At 38.7% G+C, this 24,264-nt stretch carries 21 protein-coding genes and 1 pseudogene; 13 read left to right on the forward strand and 9 right to left on the reverse strand.

Going from position 1 to position 24,264, the window contains the following annotated elements; translation table 11 throughout:
• The 6 genes and pseudogenes from A2003_RS09760 to A2003_RS09785 all read right to left on the reverse strand — a co-directional run.
• Positions 1–213: pseudogene (locus A2003_RS09760) on the reverse strand (MacA family efflux pump subunit); the annotation flags it as partial.
• A gap of 109 nt (positions 214–322) precedes the next feature.
• On the reverse strand, positions 323–1,153 hold the full coding sequence (locus A2003_RS09765; protein WP_286687266.1) for an SIR2 family NAD-dependent protein deacylase: 831 nt from the start codon (positions 1,151–1,153) through the stop codon (positions 323–325).
• A 24-nt stretch (positions 1,154–1,177) separates the two neighbouring features.
• Positions 1,178–2,173, reverse strand: coding sequence for a DNA polymerase III subunit delta (holA, locus tag A2003_RS09770; protein ID WP_039047718.1), 996 nt, complete (start codon positions 2,171–2,173; stop codon positions 1,178–1,180).
• A 9-nt stretch (positions 2,174–2,182) separates the two neighbouring features.
• Positions 2,183–2,692, reverse strand: a complete 510-nt coding sequence (locus A2003_RS09775; protein ID WP_125297494.1) for an LPS-assembly lipoprotein LptE — start codon at positions 2,690–2,692, stop codon at positions 2,183–2,185.
• A 158-nt stretch (positions 2,693–2,850) separates the two neighbouring features.
• The gene (gene leuS / locus A2003_RS09780) at positions 2,851–5,475 is read right to left on the reverse strand and encodes a leucine--tRNA ligase (RefSeq protein ID WP_125318563.1); all 2,625 of its coding nucleotides are present in this window, start codon (positions 5,473–5,475) and stop codon (positions 2,851–2,853) included.
• Between the two features lie 325 nt (positions 5,476–5,800).
• Complete coding sequence (locus A2003_RS09785; RefSeq protein ID WP_286687267.1) at positions 5,801–6,175, reverse strand: DUF4124 domain-containing protein; 375 nt, start codon at positions 6,173–6,175, stop codon at positions 5,801–5,803.
• A gap of 506 nt (positions 6,176–6,681) precedes the next feature.
• Between A2003_RS09785 and A2003_RS09790 the strand changes: the two genes are divergently transcribed.
• From A2003_RS09790 to A2003_RS09805, 4 genes are all read left to right on the forward strand, one after another.
• Positions 6,682–8,409 carry an acetolactate synthase 3 large subunit gene (locus A2003_RS09790; RefSeq protein ID WP_286687268.1) on the forward strand — a complete coding sequence of 576 codons (1,728 nt, stop codon included), beginning with the start codon at positions 6,682–6,684 and terminating at the stop codon, positions 8,407–8,409.
• Positions 8,406–8,897, forward strand: a complete 492-nt coding sequence (gene ilvN, locus A2003_RS09795) for an acetolactate synthase small subunit (RefSeq protein WP_004760770.1) — start codon at positions 8,406–8,408, stop codon at positions 8,895–8,897. Before A2003_RS09790 ends, ilvN begins: the two co-directional genes overlap by 4 nt.
• A gap of 103 nt (positions 8,898–9,000) precedes the next feature.
• A complete protein-coding gene (gene ilvC, locus A2003_RS09800) occupies positions 9,001–10,017 on the forward strand; it encodes a ketol-acid reductoisomerase (RefSeq protein ID WP_004906565.1) in 1,017 nt (338 codons plus the stop codon).
• Between the two features lie 677 nt (positions 10,018–10,694).
• Positions 10,695–12,758 carry a putative bifunctional diguanylate cyclase/phosphodiesterase gene (locus A2003_RS09805; RefSeq protein WP_286687269.1) on the forward strand — a complete coding sequence of 688 codons (2,064 nt, stop codon included), beginning with the start codon at positions 10,695–10,697 and terminating at the stop codon, positions 12,756–12,758.
• Positions 12,759–12,832: 74 nt separating this feature from the next.
• Here A2003_RS09805 and A2003_RS09810 read toward each other — a convergent pair whose 3' ends face one another.
• Complete coding sequence (locus tag A2003_RS09810; RefSeq protein ID WP_125299451.1) at positions 12,833–13,981, reverse strand: alpha/beta fold hydrolase; 1,149 nt, start codon at positions 13,979–13,981, stop codon at positions 12,833–12,835.
• 261 nt (positions 13,982–14,242) lie between these two features.
• Here A2003_RS09810 and arsC point away from each other — a divergent pair, with 261 nt between their 5' ends.
• Genes arsC through arsH form a run of 5 tightly spaced genes read left to right on the forward strand, consistent with a single transcriptional unit; the run spans position 14,243 to position 17,264 of the window.
• Positions 14,243–14,677 carry an arsenate reductase (glutaredoxin) gene (gene arsC / locus A2003_RS09815; protein ID WP_168154685.1) on the forward strand — a complete coding sequence of 145 codons (435 nt, stop codon included), beginning with the start codon at positions 14,243–14,245 and terminating at the stop codon, positions 14,675–14,677.
• 27 nt (positions 14,678–14,704) lie between these two features.
• On the forward strand, positions 14,705–15,025 hold the full coding sequence (locus tag A2003_RS09820; RefSeq protein ID WP_004906573.1) for a metalloregulator ArsR/SmtB family transcription factor: 321 nt from the start codon (positions 14,705–14,707) through the stop codon (positions 15,023–15,025).
• Positions 15,026–15,032: 7 nt separating this feature from the next.
• Positions 15,033–15,506 (forward strand): arsenate reductase ArsC, encoded by a 474-nt coding sequence (locus tag A2003_RS09825; protein WP_004955597.1) that lies wholly within the window; start codon positions 15,033–15,035, stop codon positions 15,504–15,506.
• Between the two features lie 7 nt (positions 15,507–15,513).
• A complete protein-coding gene (gene arsB / locus A2003_RS09830) occupies positions 15,514–16,554 on the forward strand; it encodes an ACR3 family arsenite efflux transporter (RefSeq protein ID WP_004960899.1) in 1,041 nt (346 codons plus the stop codon).
• Positions 16,555–16,559: 5 nt separating this feature from the next.
• Positions 16,560–17,264 (forward strand): arsenical resistance protein ArsH, encoded by a 705-nt coding sequence (gene arsH / locus A2003_RS09835; RefSeq protein ID WP_087540575.1) that lies wholly within the window; start codon positions 16,560–16,562, stop codon positions 17,262–17,264.
• 104 nt (positions 17,265–17,368) lie between these two features.
• Here arsH and A2003_RS09840 read toward each other — a convergent pair whose 3' ends face one another.
• Complete coding sequence (locus tag A2003_RS09840) at positions 17,369–18,898, reverse strand: hypothetical protein (protein ID WP_502685953.1); 1,530 nt, start codon at positions 18,896–18,898, stop codon at positions 17,369–17,371.
• Between the two features lie 191 nt (positions 18,899–19,089).
• Positions 19,090–19,476, reverse strand: a complete 387-nt coding sequence (locus tag A2003_RS09845) for a carboxymuconolactone decarboxylase family protein (RefSeq protein WP_004960891.1) — start codon at positions 19,474–19,476, stop codon at positions 19,090–19,092.
• A gap of 346 nt (positions 19,477–19,822) precedes the next feature.
• Between A2003_RS09845 and A2003_RS09850 the strand changes: the two genes are divergently transcribed.
• From A2003_RS09850 to A2003_RS09865, 4 genes are all read left to right on the forward strand, one after another.
• Entirely contained in the window at positions 19,823–21,415 is a 1,593-nt protein-coding gene (locus A2003_RS09850; RefSeq protein WP_004906585.1) for a peptide chain release factor 3, read from the forward strand.
• 119 nt (positions 21,416–21,534) lie between these two features.
• Entirely contained in the window at positions 21,535–22,362 is an 828-nt protein-coding gene (locus A2003_RS09855) for a hypothetical protein (RefSeq protein ID WP_286687271.1), read from the forward strand.
• A 120-nt stretch (positions 22,363–22,482) separates the two neighbouring features.
• A complete protein-coding gene (locus A2003_RS09860; protein WP_286687272.1) occupies positions 22,483–23,391 on the forward strand; it encodes an RsiV family protein in 909 nt (302 codons plus the stop codon).
• Entirely contained in the window at positions 23,391–24,206 is an 816-nt protein-coding gene (locus tag A2003_RS09865; protein WP_286687273.1) for a TatD family hydrolase, read from the forward strand. The genes A2003_RS09860 and A2003_RS09865 overlap by 1 nt, the downstream gene beginning before the upstream one ends.
• Positions 24,207–24,264: the final 58 nt, after the last annotated feature.

The following is a 24,264-nucleotide window of genomic DNA, read 5'->3' on the forward strand; positions in this document are numbered from 1 at the left end:
TGCACCGACACTCACCATTTTGGTGGCTTCCAATACACCTGTGGCTAAAACAGAATCTTCAATATCACCACGCGAAACTTCAGCACTAATATATTGTGGAACTTCAGCTTTAGGTTTAAAGAACATCCAACCTAGTGCTGCTATGATCAATACACCGAGAGCGATCAATATTATTTTGCGAGGTTGAATTTTTTTAGAGCTTGTTTTTGGCATGGTCACGAGGTCAAAATGAAGAAAATAAACTTAGTATAAAAGTGAAATAAGGATAAAGCGTGGATATTTTTAATTTATAATGAGAATTATTTACTATTTGGCTGTGATGCTATGTCGTGGAAATGTCATATATTATTTGAATACCATGTGCAGCACTCATGGCAAGAGCGATTCCACCTGTTTTGGGTAAAGCATAATCACGAGGATTAATACGAATCAGAGAGGGCGCAAATCGTTCACTGAAATAGCGTACTGTTGGAATAGCTGTACCTGCACCAATCTCTATAACAAGTGGTTGTTTATATTGATTTATAAAGGATTCTAAACGATTTCGTTGCTGTGCTTGTCGCTGAGCAATCCACTCGTAGTCATCAAACATTAAGATATTAGGACGTGCCAAACCGCCACAATGTTTACAGTGAGGGAGGTCATCTAACCATTGGCAATTTAGATGGTCGATTTCAGGCGAGATGTCATCTGCTGACCAAATTTCTGAAGTACAACTAGCTAAGCATTGTAAATGATGAATTGAACCATGACATTCATAAATCTGCTTTGGACTAAAGCCTGCCTTTTGAAATTGCCCGTCGACGTTAGAAGTGAATATAAAGTAAGGTAGTGCTAATTTCTCTGCCAATTGATTGAGTAATTCAAAACCTATATGGGGTTGAGTCTTACGATAGAGTACTAAACGATGTCCGTAAAAGCCCCAAGCTAAACGTGGATGGCGATGAAAAGCGGCTGGATTGGCGATTTCTGTAAAATCAATTCGTTGTTTGCCTAGTTCAGGATAGGCTTGCCACATACCGTGATTACCACGAAAATCAGGTAGCCCAGAGTCAACACCCATACCAGCACCTGAGCTGATAATAAGAGCATCAGCACGCGAAAGTATATCTTTGATTTGTTCTTTCTGGATTGTGGTTAAATCCAATGACATAAAGTCATCCTTTTTTATTTATCTTTAAGAAAAGCTTGGAAATAAAGTTGTACCACACAGTTCACTGATTGCTTGAAGCATCAGATGTTCTGAGTTTTCTTTAGACATTCCTTTAATTGCAGCATCTATTGTTAATAAAAGTTCAGGCCATTTTAAAAACTGTCGAGGGTTTAAGCGGCGTAATGCTTGCTGATAAAGCGAAACTTTAGTTTTCCAAATCCCTAGTTGCAATGCATTCTGTGGCTGCTCAAAAAGTTGCATAAGTAGACGCATTTCTTTGCTGAGTGTCCATAAGATCAAACTATCTGGTTCGCCAGCAGCAAGGAGATACTGATAGATTTTAACGGATTGAGCTAAATTTCCTGTTAATAATGCATCACTTAAATCATAGGTGGTATAGCGTGATTGATCTTGTAAACACGCATAGAGTTGTTCAATCTGGATTTGTTTGATATCGGGAAAGGTATCTGCAACACGCATCAAACTGTTTTTGGCTGCCAGTAGGTTATGTTCATGATGCTGCATCAGCCATTGCCATGCATCATTATTCAATTGGATTCCGAGCTTGTCGGCTTCAATACTTAATATTCGTTGTCGGTCTTGCGGATAGGTTGCCGTTAAGGGAACTACAACACCATTTGCTTCAACCACCTGAAAGAAAGCGGACTTTAAACTACTGCTATCTTGTTTCGGTAATACGATAAGCAATAAGTTATGTTCATTGTGCTGAATATAACTTTTGAGCTGTTTTAGCCCATTGGCATCAGGTTTGATGTTGCCATGGACTTCAATTGCGAGTTGTTGAGAAAATAATGACAGGCTATTCAATGCATTAAAGACATTTTTCCAATCATTCACACTGCTAATATCATAGCGTTGACGTTCAACTTCTTGTTGTTGCCACGCTTTACGAAATGTATCGAGTAGATTTTGTTCAAGCAAAGGCTCTTGCCCATGGATGATCCATGCACCACGGGCTTCATTTACACGTTTTAAAGCTTGAACATAATCTAGTTTCATAAATCGCGATTACGACTGTGCTTTCGGTAAACGATTTGCTGCAATTTGACGCGTAATCTGTTGAGCCACATCATCAATTACAATCTTATTTAAATAAGCTTCTTGTTGATTGTCGGTGTTGACCGTTGCGACATCATATTGATAACTACGTGATGCAGTTAATGTGCGAGGTTCAGTAATTTTATTGCCTTGACGATCTTCAATTTGGAAAGTCACAGTTAGACGAAGCAAGACTTCAGTTAATTTTCCATTCAATAATTGACGGCGAGGCGTGTAGTCTAATATGCGCAGTACATAAGCATCGTTCGCATTGCTCAGTTGTACACCTGTTGCATTCAAGTAAATGCTCAGACGATTTTCAAGCTCATCGGTATTGTCAGGTAAAACAAGATTTAATTTGTTATATACCAAAGGCGTTGCCGTTGGATTACTTCCTTTCAAATGGAAACCGCAACTGGCTAAGCCTGCACTTAGGCCTAATGTTAAAACAATCGCAGCGAAACGTTGAGCTATATGCATGCTTTGTCCTTATGATCTTCCAGCAAATATGGAAGATTTAATCTTGATAATTTGACCACATTTTAGAATCAAAGCCCGTTGAATGACAGCGGGCTTTGATGAGGTTTTGTTTCGATAAAGTTCACTCTCTCGCTAGGAGAGGGAGTTTAAACAGAAAATTAAACCACTAAATTCACAAGTTTATTTGGTACAACAATTTCTTTCTTGGTTGGTCCAGTTAAGAATTGTTGAACTTCTGGTAAAGCTTTTGCTAAAGCCAATAAATCATCTTTTGAAATATCGACAGCGACATCTAACTTACCACGGAGCTTACCATTCACTTGTACAACAATCGTTTGTGTATTACGTGTTAATGCTGATTCATCCACTTGCGGGAAGGCAGCAGCTGTTAAGTCGATACCAAACTGAGTCAATAAAGTTTGACTGAGATGTGGTGCAAATGGAGCAAGCAAGGTTAACAATGTAGTAATTGCTTCGCGTGCTACAGCAGCATCATTATCATCTTTTGCTTCAAACTTGTTAGTTGCATTCAGCAACTCCATCAATGCTGCAATCGCAGTATTGAATGCATGGCGACGCTCGATGTCATCACCCACTTTTTGGATGGTTTCATGCGTTTTGCGACGTAAATCTTGTGCATCTTTAGACAAGTTCGCAGTATCAATCGTCGTTGTTTGGTTGCCTGTTTCCAAGAAACCAGCAGCTAAACGCCATACGCGTTTTAAGAAGCGGTTCGCACCTTCGACACCTGCATCTGACCATTCTAAAGATTGATCTGGTGGTGCAGCAAACATCATGAATACACGTGCTGTATCTGCACCGTACTGATCAATAATTGCTTGTGGGTCGATCCCGTTGTTTTTCGACTTAGACATTTTCTCTTGTCCGCCGATGATAACTTCTTGACCATCACCTGAGTATTTCGCAGAAAGAATACGACCTTTCTCATCACGTTCTAATTCGATGTCAGCAGGATTAAACCAAGTCTTCTTACCATTTTCAGCTTCACGATAGAAGGTATCAGCTAACACCATGCCTTGAGTAAGCAAGTTGGTAAATGGTTCGTTACCTTGTACTACACCTTCATCACGCATTAATTTGTGGAAGAAGCGTGCATAAAGTAAATGCAGAATTGCATGCTCAACACCACCGATGTATTGGTTTACAGGGAGCCAGTTTTGAGCAGCTTCTGGTTTTACCATACCACCTGTAAAGTCAGGAGATGCATAGCGCGCATAGTACCAAGATGATTCTACGAAAGTATCCAAGGTATCTGTTTCACGGCGTGCATCGCCACCACAGCAAGGACATTTGGTTTCATAGAATTCAGGCATTTTATTTAATGGGTTACCAGAACCATCTGGAACCACATCAGTTGGTAATACCACTGGCAATTGATCTTCTGGCACTGGGACTTGACCACAAGTGTTACAGTTAATCATTGGAATTGGACAACCCCAGTAACGTTGACGAGATACCCCCCAGTCACGTAAACGGAATTGAACTTTAGCATTTGCTAAACCTTGTGGTTCTAATTTTGCAAGGAAAGCATCAAACGCGGCTTGGAAATCTAAACCGTCGAACTCGCCTGAATTTACGAGTTTACCTTCTTTAGAGCCATACCATTCTTGCCATTCAGTTGCAGAGTAGTCGGCATCATCAGCAGCTTTAGCATCGATCACTTGTTTGATTGGTAAATTAAACTTGTTGGCAAATTCAAAATCACGTTCGTCGTGTGCTGGCACAGCCATCACAGCACCCGAACCGTATGACATTAATACGTAGTTTGCGATCCAGACAGGAAGCTCATCACCAGTTACAGGATGTTTTACGAATAAACCTGTTGCCATGCCTTTCTTTTCGGCAGTCGCTAAATCAGCTTCAGCCACTGATCCCATACGACATTCTTCGATAAATACAGCCAATTCAGGATTGTTTTCCGCTGCTTTAAGCGCAAGAGGGTGTTCTGCTGCAACAGCAACATAAGTCACACCCATTAAGGTATCAGCTCGTGTTGTGTAAACAGTTAAGCCATCTGCATAAATTTCTGTATTTGCAGATGGGAAAGTAATTTCCATTCCTGTAGAGCGGCCGATCCAATTGCGTTGCATGGTCAACACTTGTTGTGGCCAACCATCTTGCAAGGTGTCTAAATCATCTAATAATTCTTGTGCATAGTCTGTGATGCGGAAGTAATACATTGGAATATCACGTTTTTCTACCAATGCACCAGAACGCCATCCACGACCATTTTCAACTTGTTCGTTTGCTAAAACAGTTTGGTCAACTGGGTCCCAGTTTACTGTTGAGAGCTTACGATAAATCAAACCCTTTTTATAAAGCTGAACAAATAACCATTGTTCCCAGTGATAGTATTCTGGTGTACAGGTTGCAAATTCACGATCCCAGTCCACAGACAAACCCAATTTTTTTAATTGGTCACGCATATATGCGATATTTTCAAATGTCCATTTTGCTGGTGCAACTTGATGAGCGATCGCTGCATTTTCAGCAGGTAAACCAAACGCATCCCAACCCATTGGTTGTAATACCGTTTCGCCTTTTAGACGGTAAAAACGGCTGATCACGTCACCAATGGTGTAGTTACGCACATGCCCCATATGCAGTTTGCCACTTGGGTAAGGGAACATCGACAGGATATAGCGATGTTTGCCCTCTACAGTGTCTGCAACTTTAAAAACTTTGCGATTGTCCCAGTCTTGTTGAACTTGAGGCTCAATGGCACTTGCTTGATATTCGGAGTCAATGTGAGAAGTCGTCATAGGGATATGCGATACAACAAAAATTAAAGTTAAGATTGCCGCACAGCATAGCGCAAAATAGGGGCGAATGTCAGTTTTTAGAGCAAGATTTTATCTTCTGGCTATTGAGTATCAGTGGTTCTATTTCAGTGCTTTTATCGATTTGCTGTTCTTAAGTTGGTTAATTTCTCCGTCTTCTTTGATCAGCTACTTCACTTTTTCGTTTGGTGCACTAAATATTACTATGACTAGATGAAAGATGTTTTTCATAGGGAAATAAGATTAGTCGTTTTATAGACGAATTAAGGTGATGTCTTATTTCATCACCTTAATCGAATTTTATTATTTAAAGTTTTGGCTGAACTTTTACACCTGAATTCGAAGATACACTTGGTGCTTCTACTGTTGGAACAGGCTTAGAATTATCGGTAGGCATATTCGTAGTTGATGAATTGTTTTGTTGATTTATATCGCTTTGTGGCGTTTGAGTAGGTTGTGTTGTTGTACTAGTTGGATTGCTGGAACTGTAGTTGTGGCTACCATAAGTTGTGACTTTATCTAAACGTTTTGCACCTTTAGGAGGTGGAGTGGCTGTGTAATGAGTGGAGCCACTAGCGTCGACCCATTTGTAATATTGCTGTGCATGGTTTTGACTAGAACTTAGAAGCATAACTGTCGCTGCTAAAGTGTATAAGCTTGTTTTTAAATGATTTGATGTCATATTTGATCTCCCCAAGAGAATTTTGTCTACATTCGATCAAAGTGCTTTTATGCGTGAATAACAATGCCTATTTTTACTGAAAAAGAAAATAGTTATTTGATAAATGGAGTGGTACTACATTCAAAAAATGCGTGAATAGTGCTTAAAAAAGCAACAGCTAAAAAATATTCTTAAAAAACCTTTTCTTTGTTATTGACTTTGTATATGAAAGCAACAAAAATGCATGCTTTAGTTTTATATGCGTTTATTTGATCACCCTTCGGATAAATGTCATGGCTTGCAATGGACATTCTTTCTAGCCGAGAGAATGATTTTTTGAAATATGTTTATCCCAACATATTTTGATTCGAGATGTAATAACAGCTTATACGGCTGATGAGTCAGAAAATTTTTCCTATTGCAGCAAAAACGAGTAGAATACGCACACTTATAAAAAGTGCATAAAGTTAATGAATGAACACAGTTTATGTCTCCCATAAATTGTGCAAACACTAGGGTGAATCACGTTGGAACTTTTATCTGGTGGTGAAATGCTCGTTCGTGCGCTTGCGGACGAAGGCGTAGAGCATGTTTTTGGTTATCCAGGCGGCGCAGTTTTACATATCTATGACGCGCTATTTCAACAAGACAAAATTAATCATTACCTTGTACGTCATGAGCAAGCTGCTGGTCATATGGCAGATGCATACTCACGCGTAACGGGTAAAACAGGTGTAGTGCTCGTCACTTCAGGACCTGGTGCAACAAACACAGTTACTCCAATTGCAACGGCATATATGGACTCAATCCCAATGGTGATTTTGTCTGGTCAAGTTGCGACTCATTTAATTGGAGAAGATGCATTCCAAGAAACAGATATGGTTGGTATTTCTCGTCCAATCGTAAAACATAGTTTCCAAGTGCGTCATGCTAGTGAAATTCCAGCAATTATCAAAAAAGCATTCTATATCGCTTCATCTGGTCGTCCAGGTCCAGTTGTGGTTGATATTCCTAAAGATGCGACTAACCCAGCAGAGAAATTTGCTTACGAATATCCAGAAAAAGTGAAAATGCGCTCTTATCAACCGCCTTCACGTGGACATTCAGGTCAGATTCGTAAAGCAATTGATGAATTAATTACTGCTAAACGCCCAGTTATTTATACTGGTGGTGGTGTTGTTCAAGGTAATGCTTCTGAATTATTAACAGAACTTGCGCATTTACTTGGCTACCCAGTAACAAATACTTTAATGGGTTTAGGTGCTTTCCCTGGCGATGATCCACAATTTGTGGGTATGTTGGGTATGCATGGAACTTATGAAGCGAATATGACGATGCACAATGCAGATGTCATTTTGGCAATTGGTGCGCGTTTTGATGACCGTGTAACCAACAACCCAGCTAAGTTCTGTCAAAATGCTAAAGTCATTCATATTGATATTGACCCAGCAACAATTTCGAAGACGATTATGGCGCATATCCCGATTGTGGGTGCTGTTGAGCCTGTCCTTCAAGAAATGTTGGCTCAGTTGAAACAAATGAATGTGTCAAAGCCAAACCCAGAAGCTATTGCTGAATGGTGGTCACAAATCAATGAGTGGCGCAAAGTCCACGGTTTGAAATATGAAACACCAACTGATGGTTCAATGAAACCACAGCAAGTGGTTAAAGCTTTGTGCAAAGTTACAAATGGTGAAGCGATTATCACGTCTGACGTGGGTCAACATCAAATGTTTGGTGCTTTGTATTATAAATATAAGCGTCCACGTCAATGGATCAACTCTGGTGGTCTAGGTACCATGGGTGTTGGTTTACCATATGCGATGGCAGCTAAACTTGCTTTCCCAGATCAGCAAGTGGTTTGTATTACTGGTGAAGCATCGATTCAGATGTGTATCCAAGAGTTATCAACATGTAAGCAGTATGGCTTAAATGTGAAAATTCTTTGCTTAAATAACCAAGCTCTAGGCATGGTTAAACAATGGCAAGATATGAACTATGAAGGACGTCATTCAAGTTCATACGTTGACTCATTACCTGACTTTGCCAAATTAATGGAAGCTTACGGTCACGTTGGTATTCAAATTGACCACGCAGATGAGCTTGAATCTAAGCTTGCAGAAGCGATGGCGATTAATGATAAATGTGTGTTCATTAATGTCATGGTTGACCGTACCGAGCATGTTTATCCAATGCTTATTGCAGGCCAGTCGATGAAAGATATGTGGTTAGGTAAAGGGGAGCGCACGGCATGAGACACATTATCTCTGTACTTGTAGAAAATGAAGCAGGTGCGCTTTCTCGTTTGGTCGGTTTATTCTCTCAACGTGGTTACAACATCGAGACTTTAAACGTTGCTCCAACTGAAGATGAAACTTTATCTCGTTTGACGCTGACAACTTATGGTGATGATCACAAAATCGAGCAGATCACAAAACAACTGAATAAATTAGTTGAAGTGGTTAAGGTGGTTGATTTGTCAGAAGGTGCACATATTGAGCGCGAGCTTATGTTGATTAAAGTGAAAGCTTTAGGTGCAGCTCGTGCGGAAATTAAGCGTACAGCTGATATTTTCCGTGCTCAAATCGTTGATGTAACACCGACGACTTATACGATTCAAATTGCTGGTACGACTGATAAGATCGATGGTTTTATTGATGCACTTGCTGAGAATACAATTTTAGAAGTTGTACGTTCTGGTGTGTCAGGCATCGCACGTGGTGAAAAAGTTTTAAGTATTTAACGCTTCCCCAGTTCTGCATATAGAAATGGAAGAATTGGGAAGTTTCAAAGGATCTATCCTTGTATAACAAGGGAAATGACAAAAATTTTAGCGGAGAAAACAGATGCAAATTTTTTACGATAAAGACTGTGACTTATCAATCATCCAAGGCAAGAAAGTTGCAATTATTGGTTATGGTTCACAAGGTCATGCTCACGCACTTAACTTGAAAGACTCTGGCGTAGACGTAACTGTTGGTTTACGTGCTGGTTCAGCATCTTGGAAAAAAGCTGAAAATTCAGGTCTTAAAGTTTCTGAAGTGCCAGCAGCTGTTGCTCAAGCTGACTTAGTTATGATCTTGACTCCAGATGAGTTCCAAGCTCAACTTTATCGTGATGTAATTGAACCAAACATCAAAGAAGGTGCAACTTTAGCATTTGCTCATGGTTTCTCTGTTCTTTATAACCAAGTTGTTCCACGTAAAGATTTAGACGTAATCATGGTTGCTCCAAAAGCACCTGGTCACACTGTACGTTCAGAATTCCAACGTGGTTCAGGTGTTCCTGATCTTATCGCGATTCACCAAGATGCTTCTGGTAATGCTCGTAATGTTGCACTTTCTTATGCTTCAGGCGTAGGTGGTGGTCGTACAGGTATCATCGAAACTTCATTCCGTGAAGAAACTGAAACTGATTTATTCGGTGAACAAGCAGTTCTTTGTGGTGGTGCTGTTGAATTGGTTAAAATGGGCTTCGAAACTTTAGTTGAAGCTGGTTATGCACCAGAAATGGCTTACTTCGAATGCTTGCATGAGCTTAAATTGATCGTTGATTTGATGTTCGAAGGCGGTATCGCTGACATGAACTATTCAGTATCTAACAATGCTGAATACGGTGAATACGTAACTGGTGTTGAAGTAATCAACGAACAGTCACGTGAAGCAATGCGTAATGCATTGAAACGTATCCAATCTGGTGAATATGCGAAAATGTTCATCCAAGAAGGTGCGTTGAACTACCCATCTATGACTGCTCGTCGTCGTCAAAATGCAGCACATGGTATTGAAGTAACGGGTGCTAAATTACGTGCGATGATGCCTTGGATTCAAGCGAACAAAATCGTTGATAAAGAGAAAAACTAATTTTTTTAGTTTAATCTTTGAAGAGCCCTTGTTTATACAAGGGCTTTTTTATTGCATCACTTAAAGTGCTGTATCTTGTGATGATAGCCTAATTTTGCAGTTTAGGTCGTTGAGTTAATTCTCGCGGCTCGTATGGAAGTAAGAATTTTTAAGATGTTACTGAGAGTATAAAAAATAAATTACCTGATAAGGAGTGTGGTCTCTTATTTGCTTTCGGTATAAAAAACTTCATATTCTTAGTCTTTTTTAATAACAGAGTTATAACAAACAGCATGATAAAAAGGCATACTATATATATGTTTAAAGCATTTATTAAAGGTGAAAGTGTCTTTTATAATTGTTGATTGTTTTTTAAATTGAATGTACGACGGTTCAGCTTTTAGTATCTCATAATCAAAAAATTAACATCAAAGTGCTTAGTTCAATTGAATCTGCAATGTGGTTTGAAAATTGCAGTAAAAAAAACAAGAATTTTCATTGGTTTGAAATGAATATATGTTTTTATTCTATTGATTTATAAAGTGAAAAAGACTTGACCTTGTGCTAGATGATGTTATTGTTAAGGAAAGTTTATGAATGCGAAATTTATATCTTTTTTGAGTGTGAAGGATCGTTCGGATTTTGAGCAATTTGCTCAGAAAATAAAAAAAAGTACTGAATAATCATGGAAGTCCTTTATGGTACACGTTGATTACGATAGCACATTGGTCATCGTTTCCATTCTGGTTGCAATAGCAACTTGCTATGCAGCAGTTTCGATGGAAGAACTTGTTTTCAAACCTGCTTATAAAAAATTTGAAAAAAGTATTTTGATTGCAAGTGGTCTAATCTTAGGATTAGCGATATGGGCAATGCATTTTGTGGGAATGCTGGCTAGCCATTTGCCAGAAGGCTATCACTTTGATCTTAGTTTGACTGCATTGTCTTATTTAGTTGGTGCAGTGGCTTCTATATTTGCTGTGTGGTTAACAACTCGACCTACATTACCTTTACCGCGATTGGTTTTAGGTGCTGTGTTTATGGGCTTAGGCATTTCAGGAATGCACTACACGGGAATGCTTGCACTCTCATTTACCGATCATCAACTACACTATGATCCACTTTTGGTCATTAGTTCGATCTTGATTGCAATTTTGGGTTCTGCATTAAGTTTTTGGTTTATTTTTAAATATAAGACAGCGACTACCCATCGTACAGTTTTGAAACTGACTATCGCTTTATTGATGGCATTTAGTATTGTGGGAATGCATTATACTGGAATGGCTGCTACCTTATTTGATGAACGGGTAGCGATGATCTTAAGTGCTGCTCAAACTGACCAAAGTGTGCTGTTATTTACGATTATTTTTATTACGAGTTTAGTCTTTGTTGCTGGTTTCGCCGTTGCAGTTTTAGAAGCGAGACTAGAGGAGCGCAACCAACAATTAACAAAAATCAATCGCGAGTTAGCCAACCAATCTTCACATGATTCCTTAACTAAACTGCCAAATCGCTTATCTTTAACAGATTATGCTGAAGTAATTTTTAGTCATCATCGTTTAAAAGAACAAAAAGCTGCATTTTTATATATTGATTTAGATCGCTTTAAGTCTGTTAATGATGCTTTTGGACACCATATTGGTGATCAGTTATTAATCCAAATGGCTAATCGATTACATCAGAAACTCGGCCAAAATCAAAAGCTGTTTAGAATTGGTGGTGATGAGTTTGTTTTAATCTCAGAGCATACTGATGCAAATGAGGCGATAGAGTTAGCAGAGAAAGTTCTACATGCCATTCAAGAAAGTTATTCAATTGCAAATAAAGAGATAAATATTTCAGCCAGTTTGGGCATTGCGATTTATCCTGAGCACGGTACGAATGTTCAAGATCTTTTGATCAATGCAGATGTCGCGATGTTGGCATCTAAAGATCAAGGACGTAATACCTTTACTATTTTCCATTCTGCGAGTGATCAAAAAGATGTTCGCAGTCAATCCAAATTAATTAATGATCTTTATAAAGCTGTTGATGAACAACAGTTTATCTTATTTTATCAACCGAAGTTTACGGTCAATTATGAAATTTGTGGAGTAGAGGCTCTGATTCGTTGGAAGCATCCAACTTTGGGATTGTTAACTCCGCAAATGTTTATAGAGGGAGCTGAGAAGACAGGTTTGATCATTCCAATGGGATATTGGGCACTTGAGCAAGCTTGCCAACAGATCCAAAAATGGGAACAGAGTAATAGTCCTTTTTATCCGATCGCAGTCAATCTTTCGGCTTTGCAATTTGAAAATAAAAAACTGTTTTGTGTATTAGAAAAGCTCTTAGATAAATATCAAATTCAACCTGAACATCTCATTTTAGAAATCACAGAATCAACTGCGATACATCATATCGAATCGAGTATTCGTACCTTAGAGCGATTGAGAAAGTTAGGGATTCGAATTGCAATTGATGATTTTGGTACAGGTTATTCGAGTTTTCTTTATTTAAAAGATTTACCAATCGATGAGCTTAAAATTGATCGCGATTTTTTAATTGATTTACAGCCTAATTCGAAAGAAGAGGCGATCTTAGAAAGTATTATTCACTTGGCTGCGAAATTAGAATTGGTTGTGACTGCGGAAGGGGTTGAAACGCAGGAGCAAGCAGATATTTTGACACATCTTGGATGCAATCAATTGCAGGGATATCTGTTAGGTCGTCCTGTGAATGTTGAGAATCTAGTATTGAACCGAACTCATAACTTTGCTTAAATGACTGCGTTAAGCAGATTTGATGAGTTGTCAAACATTGAGCATAGACTCAATATTTGACAATCTTATTTGCTTTATTCAGAGCGTGGAATGAGCCAGTTGGTAATGACAGGCCAAACATGTAGAGGTGCTTGGCTTCCTGAAACCAACCCCATATGTCCTCCTGAAACAATCTCGAATTGCTTATCTTGACTGCTGATTAAATCCATTAATGGTTTGACTGCTTCAGCTGTGACGATAATATCAGTATCACCGCCAATCGCTAAAACAGAACAATCGATATCTTTAAAATAAGCGGTTTGATCGCCAAATTGAACCACACCAGTCGAAAGTTCGTTATCGATCCAAAAGCGCAAAATGATATCGCGCATTACACCCCCAGGATAGGCGAGCATATTGTCAACAAACGAACTTGAAGTTGCGTGATTAATGACAAACTGTCGATCGTTCAAATTTTTCAGTAATTGCCAATAATTTTTAAAATTACCCACGGGATCTGTGAGCTTAAATCCGAGCGTATTTTGCCAACCGTGAATATGAAAATAGCGGCTAGGAATTTGACGGATTCGGAAATTGGTATTGGTTCGCACCCATTGCGCTGGCGTGTTTAATTTTTGATAGAGCTTACCAATATAACCTGATTGATGGGTATTAATCGGTGATGCCAAAATCATTAAATTCTTAATATTTTTATCTTTAAATAATGACGTGTAGCAAAGTGAGATCGCTCCACCTAGGCTCCAGCCATATAGTGATAGTTGCTGTTGCCCGCTATGTTCACGAATTTTGTTGATAAAGTCGGGCATAAAGATTTTGATATAGGTGCCGAAATTGTATTTGGCTTGTCTACGGCTTGGTGTGCCCCAGTCAATCATATACACATCAAAACCTTGGCTTTGAAAATAACGAATTAGACTACGATCAGGAAACAAATCGAACACTAATGTATTGGCTGCTAATGGGGGGATAATGACGAGAGGGACACGGTGTTTATTTTCACCTGTTTCTACATCTGCCTTGTAAAACCGTAAACTAATAATTTCACGTTCATAAACGACTTCAAAAGGTGTCTTTCCTGACAATGCCAGTTGATGTCCTCTCAAGAAACGATCCGCCGCATTTGAAAAAACTTGTGCAGCTTGTTTACCCGCACGCGTTTTTAAGATGGATTGGGCTGTTTTAGAGTTAACAAAGGTATCTTTAACTTTAGGCAATTGAGTCATCGTGCAAGAACTCTACGGTTGCAACTGTGTAGCGGCATATTAGAAGAAAAAAAGCATTTGCTCACTGACTCATCTGCTTAACTTATTTTTGAAAATGATCAATTTCGAATATTGCATGGTCGTAAATTGCTCAAAAATACTTATTTAGGCAGTTGGGGCGTATACGTAAGTGAGCTTATCAAGCTTAATATATGGTATTGCGTATATATGAATATTCATATATAAAGTCACTATCATTAATTCAAAATGTTTTTACTCATTATGTCTACTCAACAACAAATTACGATTTATCACAACCCTGCATGTGGGACATCTCGAAATACACTCGGATTAATTCGCAATACGGGTATTGAACCTATCGTGATTGAATATTTACTGAATCCTCCTTCAAAATCTGAACTTATTCAATTGATTAGTGATGCTGGTTTGTCTGTAAGGGCTGCGATCCGTACGAATGTTGATCCTTATCGTGAACTTGATTTGGATCGTGAGACTTGGACAGATCATGAATTAATCGAATTTATGCTTGAACATCCTATTTTAATTAATCGTCCTTTTGTTGTGACGAGTCAGGGTGCCCGTTTATGCAGACCATCGGAGTTGGTGCTGGATATTTTACCAGTTGCACAACAAGGTGCTTTTTCCAAAGAGGATGGTGAACAGGTGATTGATGAAAATGGTCAGCGTGTTAATTAAATAATAATTCAGTATTTGAGGTTGGAAATGGATCGAGTGAATTTCTTTAAGTGTTTGTCTGATGAAACACGTCTCAGTATTGTCACTTTGGTGGCGGAAAATAAAGAACTATGTGTTTGTGATTTGACTGAAAAATTAAACTTGAGCCAACCAAAAATTTCGAGACATTTAGCCTTATTAAGGTCATCTGGCTTACTACAAGATCGAAGACAAAGTCAGTGGGTGTATTACAGCATCAATCCAGAACTGCCGATATGGTGCCATGATATTTTGGCTCTTTTAGTCAACGGTTCATCCTCAACTAGTCAGGATTTATCTACTTTATCTCTAAAAAGTTATTGTGAGTAATTAGAATATGAAATTTCTATTTTTATGTACTGGAAATAGTTGCCGTAGCATTTTGTCAGAGGTGTTATTTAATCATCGTGCACCAGCAGGTTGGAAAGCATATAGTGCAGGAAGTAAGCCATCTGGCCAAGTTCATCCTTTGACGATCGAGACTTTAGAAAACTTAAATCTATCAACTGAGGGTTTGTGGAGCAAAACGATTGATGACTGTGAACAATATCAACCTGATGTGGTAATTACCGTATGTGATTCTGCAGCACAAGAAGCTTGTCCTCTTTATTTAGGTGGAGCGATCAAAGCACATTGGGGTTTAGCAGATCCTTCGCATTTAGACTTGCCGAAAGAAGAAAAATTAAAGGCCTTCCAAGTGACTGTTGATCATATCAATCGCCGTTTAGATGCTTTATTTGCAATGGATACTGAAAGTATGACTCGTCCAGAGTTAATTGCTGCGATCAATAAAATTTCTGAGATTGAATGAGAACATCATGGCTCAACAAAGGTTATCTTTTCTAGATCGTAATCTTACGCTTTGGATTTTTATTGCCATGGCACTAGGAATAGCCATCGGTGTATTTTTCCCTCAGGCTTCGGTAACGCTCGATAAAATGAGTGTCGACTCCGTCAATATTCCTATCGCGATTGGTTTGATTTTGATGATGTATCCACCTTTGGCAAAAGTGGATTATGCTGCTTTACCAGAAGTGTTCAAAGATAAAAAAACTTTAACTTTATCTTTGGTGCAAAACTGGTTGATTGCTCCAGTATTAATGTTTGTACTCGCAATTGTGTTTTTACATAATTATCCTGAATACATGACTGGACTGATTTTGATCGGTTTGGCACGTTGTATTGCAATGGTTTTAGTTTGGAATGGTTTAGCCTGTGGTGATAACCAATATGTAGCAGCACTTGTTGCATTTAATAGTATCTTCCAAATTTTATTCTTCAGTACTTATGCGTGGTTATTCCTAACTTTCTTACCACCGTATTTTGGCATTGCAGGACAAGTCATTAATGTTGACTTCTGGACCATTACGCATGCGGTATTGGTTTATCTTGGGATTCCATTTTTTCTTGGTTTTATGACACGATTGATTCTCGTCCGAGCTAAAGGCTTAGATTGGTATCAAACTGTTTTTTTACCAAAAATTAGTCCTTTGAGTCTGCTTGCTTTACTTTTCACAATTGTCGCGATGTTTAGTTTGAAAGGTAGTGATGTTGTGAGCTTACCTTTGGATGTAATCCGTATTGCAATCCCTCTGACGATTTACTTTGTGGTGATGTTCTTCATTAGCTTCTTTATGAGCAAATGGATGGGCAATGACTATCCTAAAACCACTGCAATTTCGTTTACTGCAGCAGGCAACAATTTTGAATTGGCGTTAGCTGTCGCTATTGCAACATTTGGATTAGCTTCGCCAGTGGCATTCACTACAGTGATCGGCCCTTTGGTTGAAGTTCCTGTATTGATTGCTTTAGTTAGTGTGTCCTTGTGGTTAAGAAAAAAGTATTTTAAATCGGTGTAATGGTGATGAGTCTTCCAAATGTTGATATGAGTCTGCTTGATCAGCCTACATTAGAGAAAGTACAGGCAAAAGCGTTAGATCATGCTCCAAGAATTTTATTGTTGTATGGTTCTAATCGTGAGCGCTCTTACAGTCGCTTAGCTGTGATGGAAGCAGGGAGAATCTTAGAGCAATTTGGTGCTGAGGTTAAAATTTTTCATCCTAAAGGATTGCCTCTGCCAGAAGATGCAGATACTGAACATCCGAAAGTGAAAGAGCTACATGAATTATTGGCTTGGGCTGAAGGTATGGTTTGGTGTTCACCTGAACGTCACGGTTCGATGAGTTCAATCTTTAAGTCACAAATTGATTGGATTCCTCTCGCGGGCGGTGCGATTCGTGCAACGCAAGGTAAAACACTTGCTCTGATGCAGGTCAGTGGTGGATCACAGTCATTTAACAGTGTAAATCAAATGCGCATACTTGGTCGTTGGATGCGGATGATTACCATACCGAACCAATCTTCTATTCCAAAAGCATTTTTAGAGTTTGAAGAAGATGGGCGTATGAAACCTTCTGCATATTACGATCGAATTGTTGATGTGATGGAAGAGCTTTATAAATTTACACTTCTTACACGAGGACAAAGCAAGTATTTGACAGATCGTTATTCTGAACGCAAAGAATCAGCTGAAGAATTGTCTAAACGTGTGAACCAAAGAAGTTTGTAAAATAAACTTTACTCGATGTTTGTGATGTGATGAATTTTTAAAACGAACTGCTCATTTCAATTGAGCGGTTCGTTTTTTTTAAATTTAATGCATTCGTTTATGAGTTAAAACTTTTCTCTCATCCAACCATAAGCTGCTGCAAATGGTAATGCTGTTCTAGCAAGATATGGAACGTGCCATAAACCACCGTGATTAGCATTTTCCATGATGAGATCAAGTGGATGATCCAATACTTTTTTAGGATTGGTTGCACTTTCTGGATTGTTTAAATCATGAACCCATAAGGCTGCCATAATTGCATTGGTGGTTTCAGGGCTAAAAGTCTCAACTTTAAATAAATCAGCACCAGAAAAAGCAGCTTTGAGGATAGGATTCTTTACGACAGAGTGAGTTGTAGTGGATGGAGCAATATTAATCACCGTTTTCTGACCACGAGCTCGTGTAGTAATCGCAAACCATTGCTGTAATCGTTTGGCCAAGGCATAGTTAGGTCCTTGTTCAATCACCATACAATCTGAAATACCATATTGCTGACCATTATCACATTCAATCAACTGATTGAAATTCGGCTTAAAAAAGTTAGACAACGAAATTTTGTGAATAGACTTAGTCAGAATTTTTTCGGCTACAGGACGCTGTTTTATACGAGATTGAATGGAATTCACCACTGTTTTGGGAATCGCATAAATATCGGTTGGGGTCAGCATAAACATAATACTGCTATCGGGCTTATGTTGGCTCACTTGCTCCATGATACTAATCATTGCCATAGAAACACGCACATGTTTTTCGCCATCTAAATAGGCGATCCCTGCTAAATCTAAGCTTTGTTCAAAGCTATTTAACCAATTTGCAATTTCTGGAGTTTGAGTGAGTAAATTCGCCCCGAGTTGTTGTGTTCCATTTGCGCTCGTGTGTTGTGGAGCGATAAGCGTTGCATTACCTTGTTTTATGACTTTAGTAATTTTTTCCCAAATTTTGGGTTGAGGTAAATCAATAGCAACAATATTGGCGCGCCATTTTGCTAACCAACTTAATGGTCCAGCTTCAGAGCCTGCGCCAAACAACACCATGGTGCGATTAGATAAATCAAACCATTCAGGATGTTGATTGAGTAAGCGTAGAGCTTTGGCATGCGTTGGCTCAATGACCTTTTGCTGCTCCCAAAGATCGATTTGTTGTAGTAAAGCGTCACCTTGTAATTTCTGACCTTGATAAGGGATAAACCACGGTTCTATCGTCGCATCGCCTTTACCTTTCAAGACGAACTGCTCAAAGGGTTGATCCTTAATCTTGATCATTGCATCAGACAAAGTATGACTTTGTTCTGCTCGATTGAAAGTGAATAACTCTTTGGCTTTGTTTAATCCTTTCTGAGCGATGGGAAGGGGATTGTTGACAGATTCAATACCCGTTTTAACTAATTCATGGAAATAAATTGGATAATTTTTTCTCCATTTCTTCTCATTATTTAGTTGTAAAACATAAGGGGAATTTACACTTTGTAATGCGGCTTTTAGAATTTGTTTTGCTGTGTGAGTGGTGCTCGGAGTTTTTTTTCCTGATTGAATTGGAAATTGTATACCATCATGATGGGGTTCTATTTTCTTGCTCAATGTTGTACTCCATTTCATCTAAAATATTCGGCATCATTTCGAACATGTTAATAAGTTCAGACCCTAAAGATGATGGCAAAAAGTTTATTAATGAAATTGGAGGCGTATTTGATTGATATTGGACGTAATTTAGTGGGATTTAGGATATAAGAATGCCGAATCTAGGTTATTCGGCATCCTTTTGAGAGCGAGATTAAATGATATGAATCTTAAGTGTTAGATTGATACTCATTGATCACTTCGAGCGCAGCACGAAATGCCTCTTGCGTCGCTGGAGCGCCACAGTATGGAAGGCTATGCAATAAGACTTCTTGTATCTCTTCAACACTCGCCCCATTGTTTAAAGCACCACGAATATGACCTTTTAGCTCAGTTGGGCTTTTGAGTGCAGTTAAAAATGCAATCGTGACCAATGAGCGATATTTACGTGGCAATACACCTTCACGTTGCCAAGTTGATCCCCAAGCATGTTCATTAATCCAATCTTGGAGTGGTTGAGTAAAAGGAACAGTGTTGTCTTGAGCACGTTTGACAAAGCTTTCACCCATAACTTCAGTGCGAACTTTTAGTCCATTTTCATAATCTTGTTGTGACATGTTTTGACTCGTATAGAGATAAGAAATTATTGCAGTTATCCATAAATATGCACGTATAGTAACCAGTTTTATATCAATCTTAAAATAGCCCATTTTGAATTGAGTTGTTCTCACTCAATGTTTAAGGGAATTAATATTGAACTTGATTCGTTAATGGAAATACTGTTGAGAAGTTTTTATGTCTGAAAAATAATCGAACTTGTGGATAAAACAAGACCTATCAACAATCAATAAACAAGTCTTCTAAATCTGCTACAATTGCGCCAATTTTGAATTCTCACTTTTTCAGTTAAGGTACATATTAAGCAATGTGTACATAACTGTGTACATATTGAAGATTTTTCTCATGAGTTTTAAAGATGAATTAGCGGCACAAGTTGCCCAACGACGCACATTTGCGATCATTTCCCACCCCGATGCGGGTAAGACCACCATGACTGAGAAACTGTTGTTATGGGGTAAAGCCATTCAGGTTGCGGGTATGGTCAAAAGCCGTAAGTCAGACCGTTCAGCGACATCTGACTGGATGGAAATGGAAAAAGAACGTGGAATCTCGATTACCACGTCTGTGATGCAGTTCCCTTATAAAAACCATACGATTAACTTACTGGATACACCAGGACACGAAGACTTCTCGGAAGATACATATCGTACTTTGACTGCAGTGGACTCAGCACTCATGGTGATCGATGGTGCGAAAGGTGTCGAAGAACGAACCATTAAATTGATGGAAGTGTGTCGTATGCGCGATACACCGATTATTTCATTTGTGAACAAAATGGACCGCGAAATCCGCGAGCCGTTAGAGTTACTGGATGAAATTGAAAATGTCCTCAATATTCGTTGTGTACCAATTACATGGCCTTTAGGTATGGGACGTGACTTTGCTGGAGTTTACAATTTGCTTGAAAATAAATTGTATGTCTATAAAGCTGGTTTCGGTTCAACTATTACGGACATTGAAGTACGTGATGGTTATGATCATGCAGACATTCGTGAGAAAGTTGGTGAGTTGGCATGGGCTTCTTTCGAGGAATCGCTCGAATTGGTTCAAATGGCAAATGAGCCACTGGATCGTGAATTATTCTTACAAGGTAAACAAACGCCAGTACTTTTTGGTACGGCATTAGGTAACTTTGCTGTTGATCATGTACTTGATGCATTTATCAATTGGGCGCCAGAACCTAAAGCGCATCCAACTCAAGAGCGAACTGTAGATGCCAACGAAGAAGGATTTACAGGCTTTGTATTTAAAATCCAAGCCAATATGGATCCGAAACACCGTGACCGTATTGCCTTTATGCGTATTTGTTCAGGTAAATATGAAAAAGGTTTAAAAATGAATCATGTGCGTATAGGTAAAGATGTACGTATTAGTGATGCATTAACCTTCCTTGCAGGTGAGCGTGAGCATCTTGAAGAAGCTTGGCCTGGTGATATTATCGGTTTGCATAACCACGGTACCATCCAGATCGGTGATACCTTTACCAGCGGTGAAAAACTTCATTTCACGGGTATTCCACACTTTGCACCAGAAATGTTCCGCCGTGTTCGGTTACGTGATCCTTTAAAATCTAAGCAATTGCAGAAAGGTTTGAAAGAGTTGTCTGAAGAAGGGGCGACTCAGGTGTTCATGCCACAAATCAGTAACGATCTGATTGTTGGTGCAGTTGGGGTGCTACAGTTTGATGTGGTCGCATACCGATTGAAAGAAGAATATAAAGTTGACTGTATTTATGAGCCTGTAAGTGTTCATACCGTGCGTTGGATTCATTGTGATGATGAAAAGATTCTCAATGAATTTAAGAAAAAAGCGCATGATCAATTGTCAGTTGATGGTGGTGGTCATTTAACTTATCTTGCACCAAGCCGTGTTAATTTACAGTTAATGCAAGAGCGTTGGCCTGATATCCAGTTCCGTAACACACGTGAACACTAAAAGCCTTTCTAAGTCCCTCTTTCGATAAGAGGGACTTTGTCACAAGTCTTATAGATTTGAGTTTGTGATACTTCTCTCTTTAAAAAGGGAGGAATTAAAAAAATAAAGGGATGAACGATATGAATATTTTAAAACCATTTCTTGGCGCTAGTTTGATTGTTAGTGTGATGGCTTTAACAGCATGTGATCAACCCAAAAAGAATGAAGCTGAATCAGCAGACAAGACTGAACAACAAACTACAAATTCAGAAAAAGCAGAGGTTTTACCTTATTTGAATATGAAGGAAACAAAGGCTGAGTATGCATTGCCTTTTTGTGAAAAGAAGAATTGTATTGATCTTGATATTCAAACGATTAAAACGCAAGATGATTGGCTAAATACATGGATTGCAAAGAATCAAGCCAATGTCATCCAGCAACAAATTGAACAAAATCAGAATTTGACATTGCAGCAGGCGATTAATGCCTATGTTAAAAAGTCAGATGAGTGGCAGGAAAAATATTCTAAAAATAAAGCCTATGAATTGCGCATGAATACGCGTATTGCTTCGCAACGTAATCAATATGTACTACTACAGATTGGGGTGGATACTAAACAGGAAGATATTGCGGTCAAAGATCGTTATTACTTTTTTGTCGCTGACCGTAAGTTGCAGAAGAATTTAACCGTCCTCGATGTGATTCAAAAAAATCAGCAGAATGCGATGAATGAAATCGTTCAAACTCATTATCAAAAATGGATTGAAAAGCAGTCTGATGAAGTTAAAAAACAAATCCCTAAAAAATTATACTGGGGTCAATCAGATTGGTTCTTTGATGGCGAGGGGATTGGTTTGCATTACCGAGCGAATCAAATCAGTAAAGATGCGCCACAGCTTGATATTTATTTAACGACAGAACAAAGTAAACAGATGTTACAGCCTGAAATATATCAGCAAATGTTTTAGCAGTTGTTAAATACTCAGCACTGATTTTCGTATAGAAATTGCATGTACTTATAGCGAATTTGGCATAAGTTCGATAGCATTTAAATTCTCTTGTGTCATAACAATGCTTGTAGGTTTTAGATGAAAAAAGTTTTTCAATTTAGCATTCTTGCATGTGCTGTTTTACTTGCAGCATGTCAACCAAAATCAGAACCTAAAGAGCCAGAAGATAAGCCACAAGATACAGTTGTGAATCAGACCTCAGAGCCTGTTCTACGTGGTGAAACGGTAAAACTAGCGGTGACTTTGCCTGAATGTAACGGCAACACATGTCCAGATTTTACGGTTGAACGCCTGCAAAGTAATTTTCCATTTATAGACCAATTACTTGATCAAGAAATTTTAGATCAACTCAGCAAAATGTTAGAAATCGTTGATGCAGATCAGGCTTCATCTACAGCGCAAGGCAGTGAGCAAACCAATCATTTAGATGTTCAAGCTCAGCAATATGCAAATGCTTTTATTAAAATCGATGAAGAATTGAAAGCATTAAGTAGTAGCCATCAAATTAGTTTGATGATTAAACCTAAGATTTTGCAGTCCAAAGGCACATTGGCAACTGTAGTTTTGAACAGTAGTAGTTACTTGGGTGGTGCACATGGTTCTACGGCTCAACGTTACTATAATTTTGATTTGAAAAACCAAAAACAAGTTCAGCTCAATGATTTGCTTCTACCTAAGCAAAAAGCAAAACTTGATAAGCTTGCACATGATGCGTTTAAAACATGGGTGATTGATTCAAAACTTGCCAATACAGCTGATGAATATGAACAGGCATGGCCATTCCAAGTAACAGATAATTACTTTTTGGGTGAGCAAGGTTTGATCTTGCAATATGGAGAATATGAAATTGGTCCTTATGTGGTCGGGCTGCCACGTTTGGTGATTCCTTTTGATCAATTACAGGGTGTATTGAAACCTGAGTATTTGCCAAAAGTTGAGACACTAGCGGCTTCTACTGTCGTAGCAGCGGACAAAAGTACGTCTTAATGCAACTTTTCGATACTCATACCCATTTTGATGTTGCCGATTTTGATCATGATCGGCAACAACTGGCTATTCAGGCAAAGCAGGTTGGGGTCGAAGCTTTAGTACTAATTGGTTTTATTGAATCTCGGTTTGATGAACTTATTCAAACTCACCAACAATTAAAAGCGTGGGAAAATGTCCCGCAATCCTATTTAGCTCCAGGCTTACATCCATTTTATATTGAACAGCATCAGTCATCCCATCTACATCGACTCGAACAGGTCTTACAACAATATGACTGTGTTGCGGTCGGGGAAATTGGTTTAGATACTTTTTTAAAAGAACATAAACAACCTGAATTGTTTGCCAAGCAACAAGACTATTTTAATGCTCAACTTGAGTTGGCAACTCGGTATCAAAAACCAGTGTTATTGCATATCCGCAAAGCCCACGCGGAAAGCCTAGCTATTTTAAAAGCACAAAAATTCAAATTTGGTGGTATAGCCCATGCTTTTAGTGGTGGCGTTGAGGAAGCTAAAGTGCTGATCAAACTCGGTTTTAAAATTGGTGTAACTGGGCAAATTACTAATCCGAATGCAAAAAAATTACATCAAGTTGTGCAGGCGATAGGCGCTGAACATTTGGTGATTGAAACCGATTGTCCAGATATGACACCACTATGCTGTCAAACCTCTACAGAACAGCGTACTCGAAACACACCTGTGAATTTGCCTTATGTGTTAGAGAGTTTGGCACAAACGCTTGGACTATCGACAGAAACACTGGCACAACAATTATGGAAAAACTCTTTGGTCGCTCTACATCTGGATTTTTAGAAGAATAAGAAAGCATTCCCAATAATACGATAACTAAAAGGGAACATAAGCATTTTAA

It is taken from the genome of Acinetobacter sp. GWC1_38_13, from assembly GCF_001767535.1.
Taxonomy (GTDB): Bacteria; Pseudomonadota; Gammaproteobacteria; order Pseudomonadales; family Moraxellaceae; genus Acinetobacter; species Acinetobacter junii.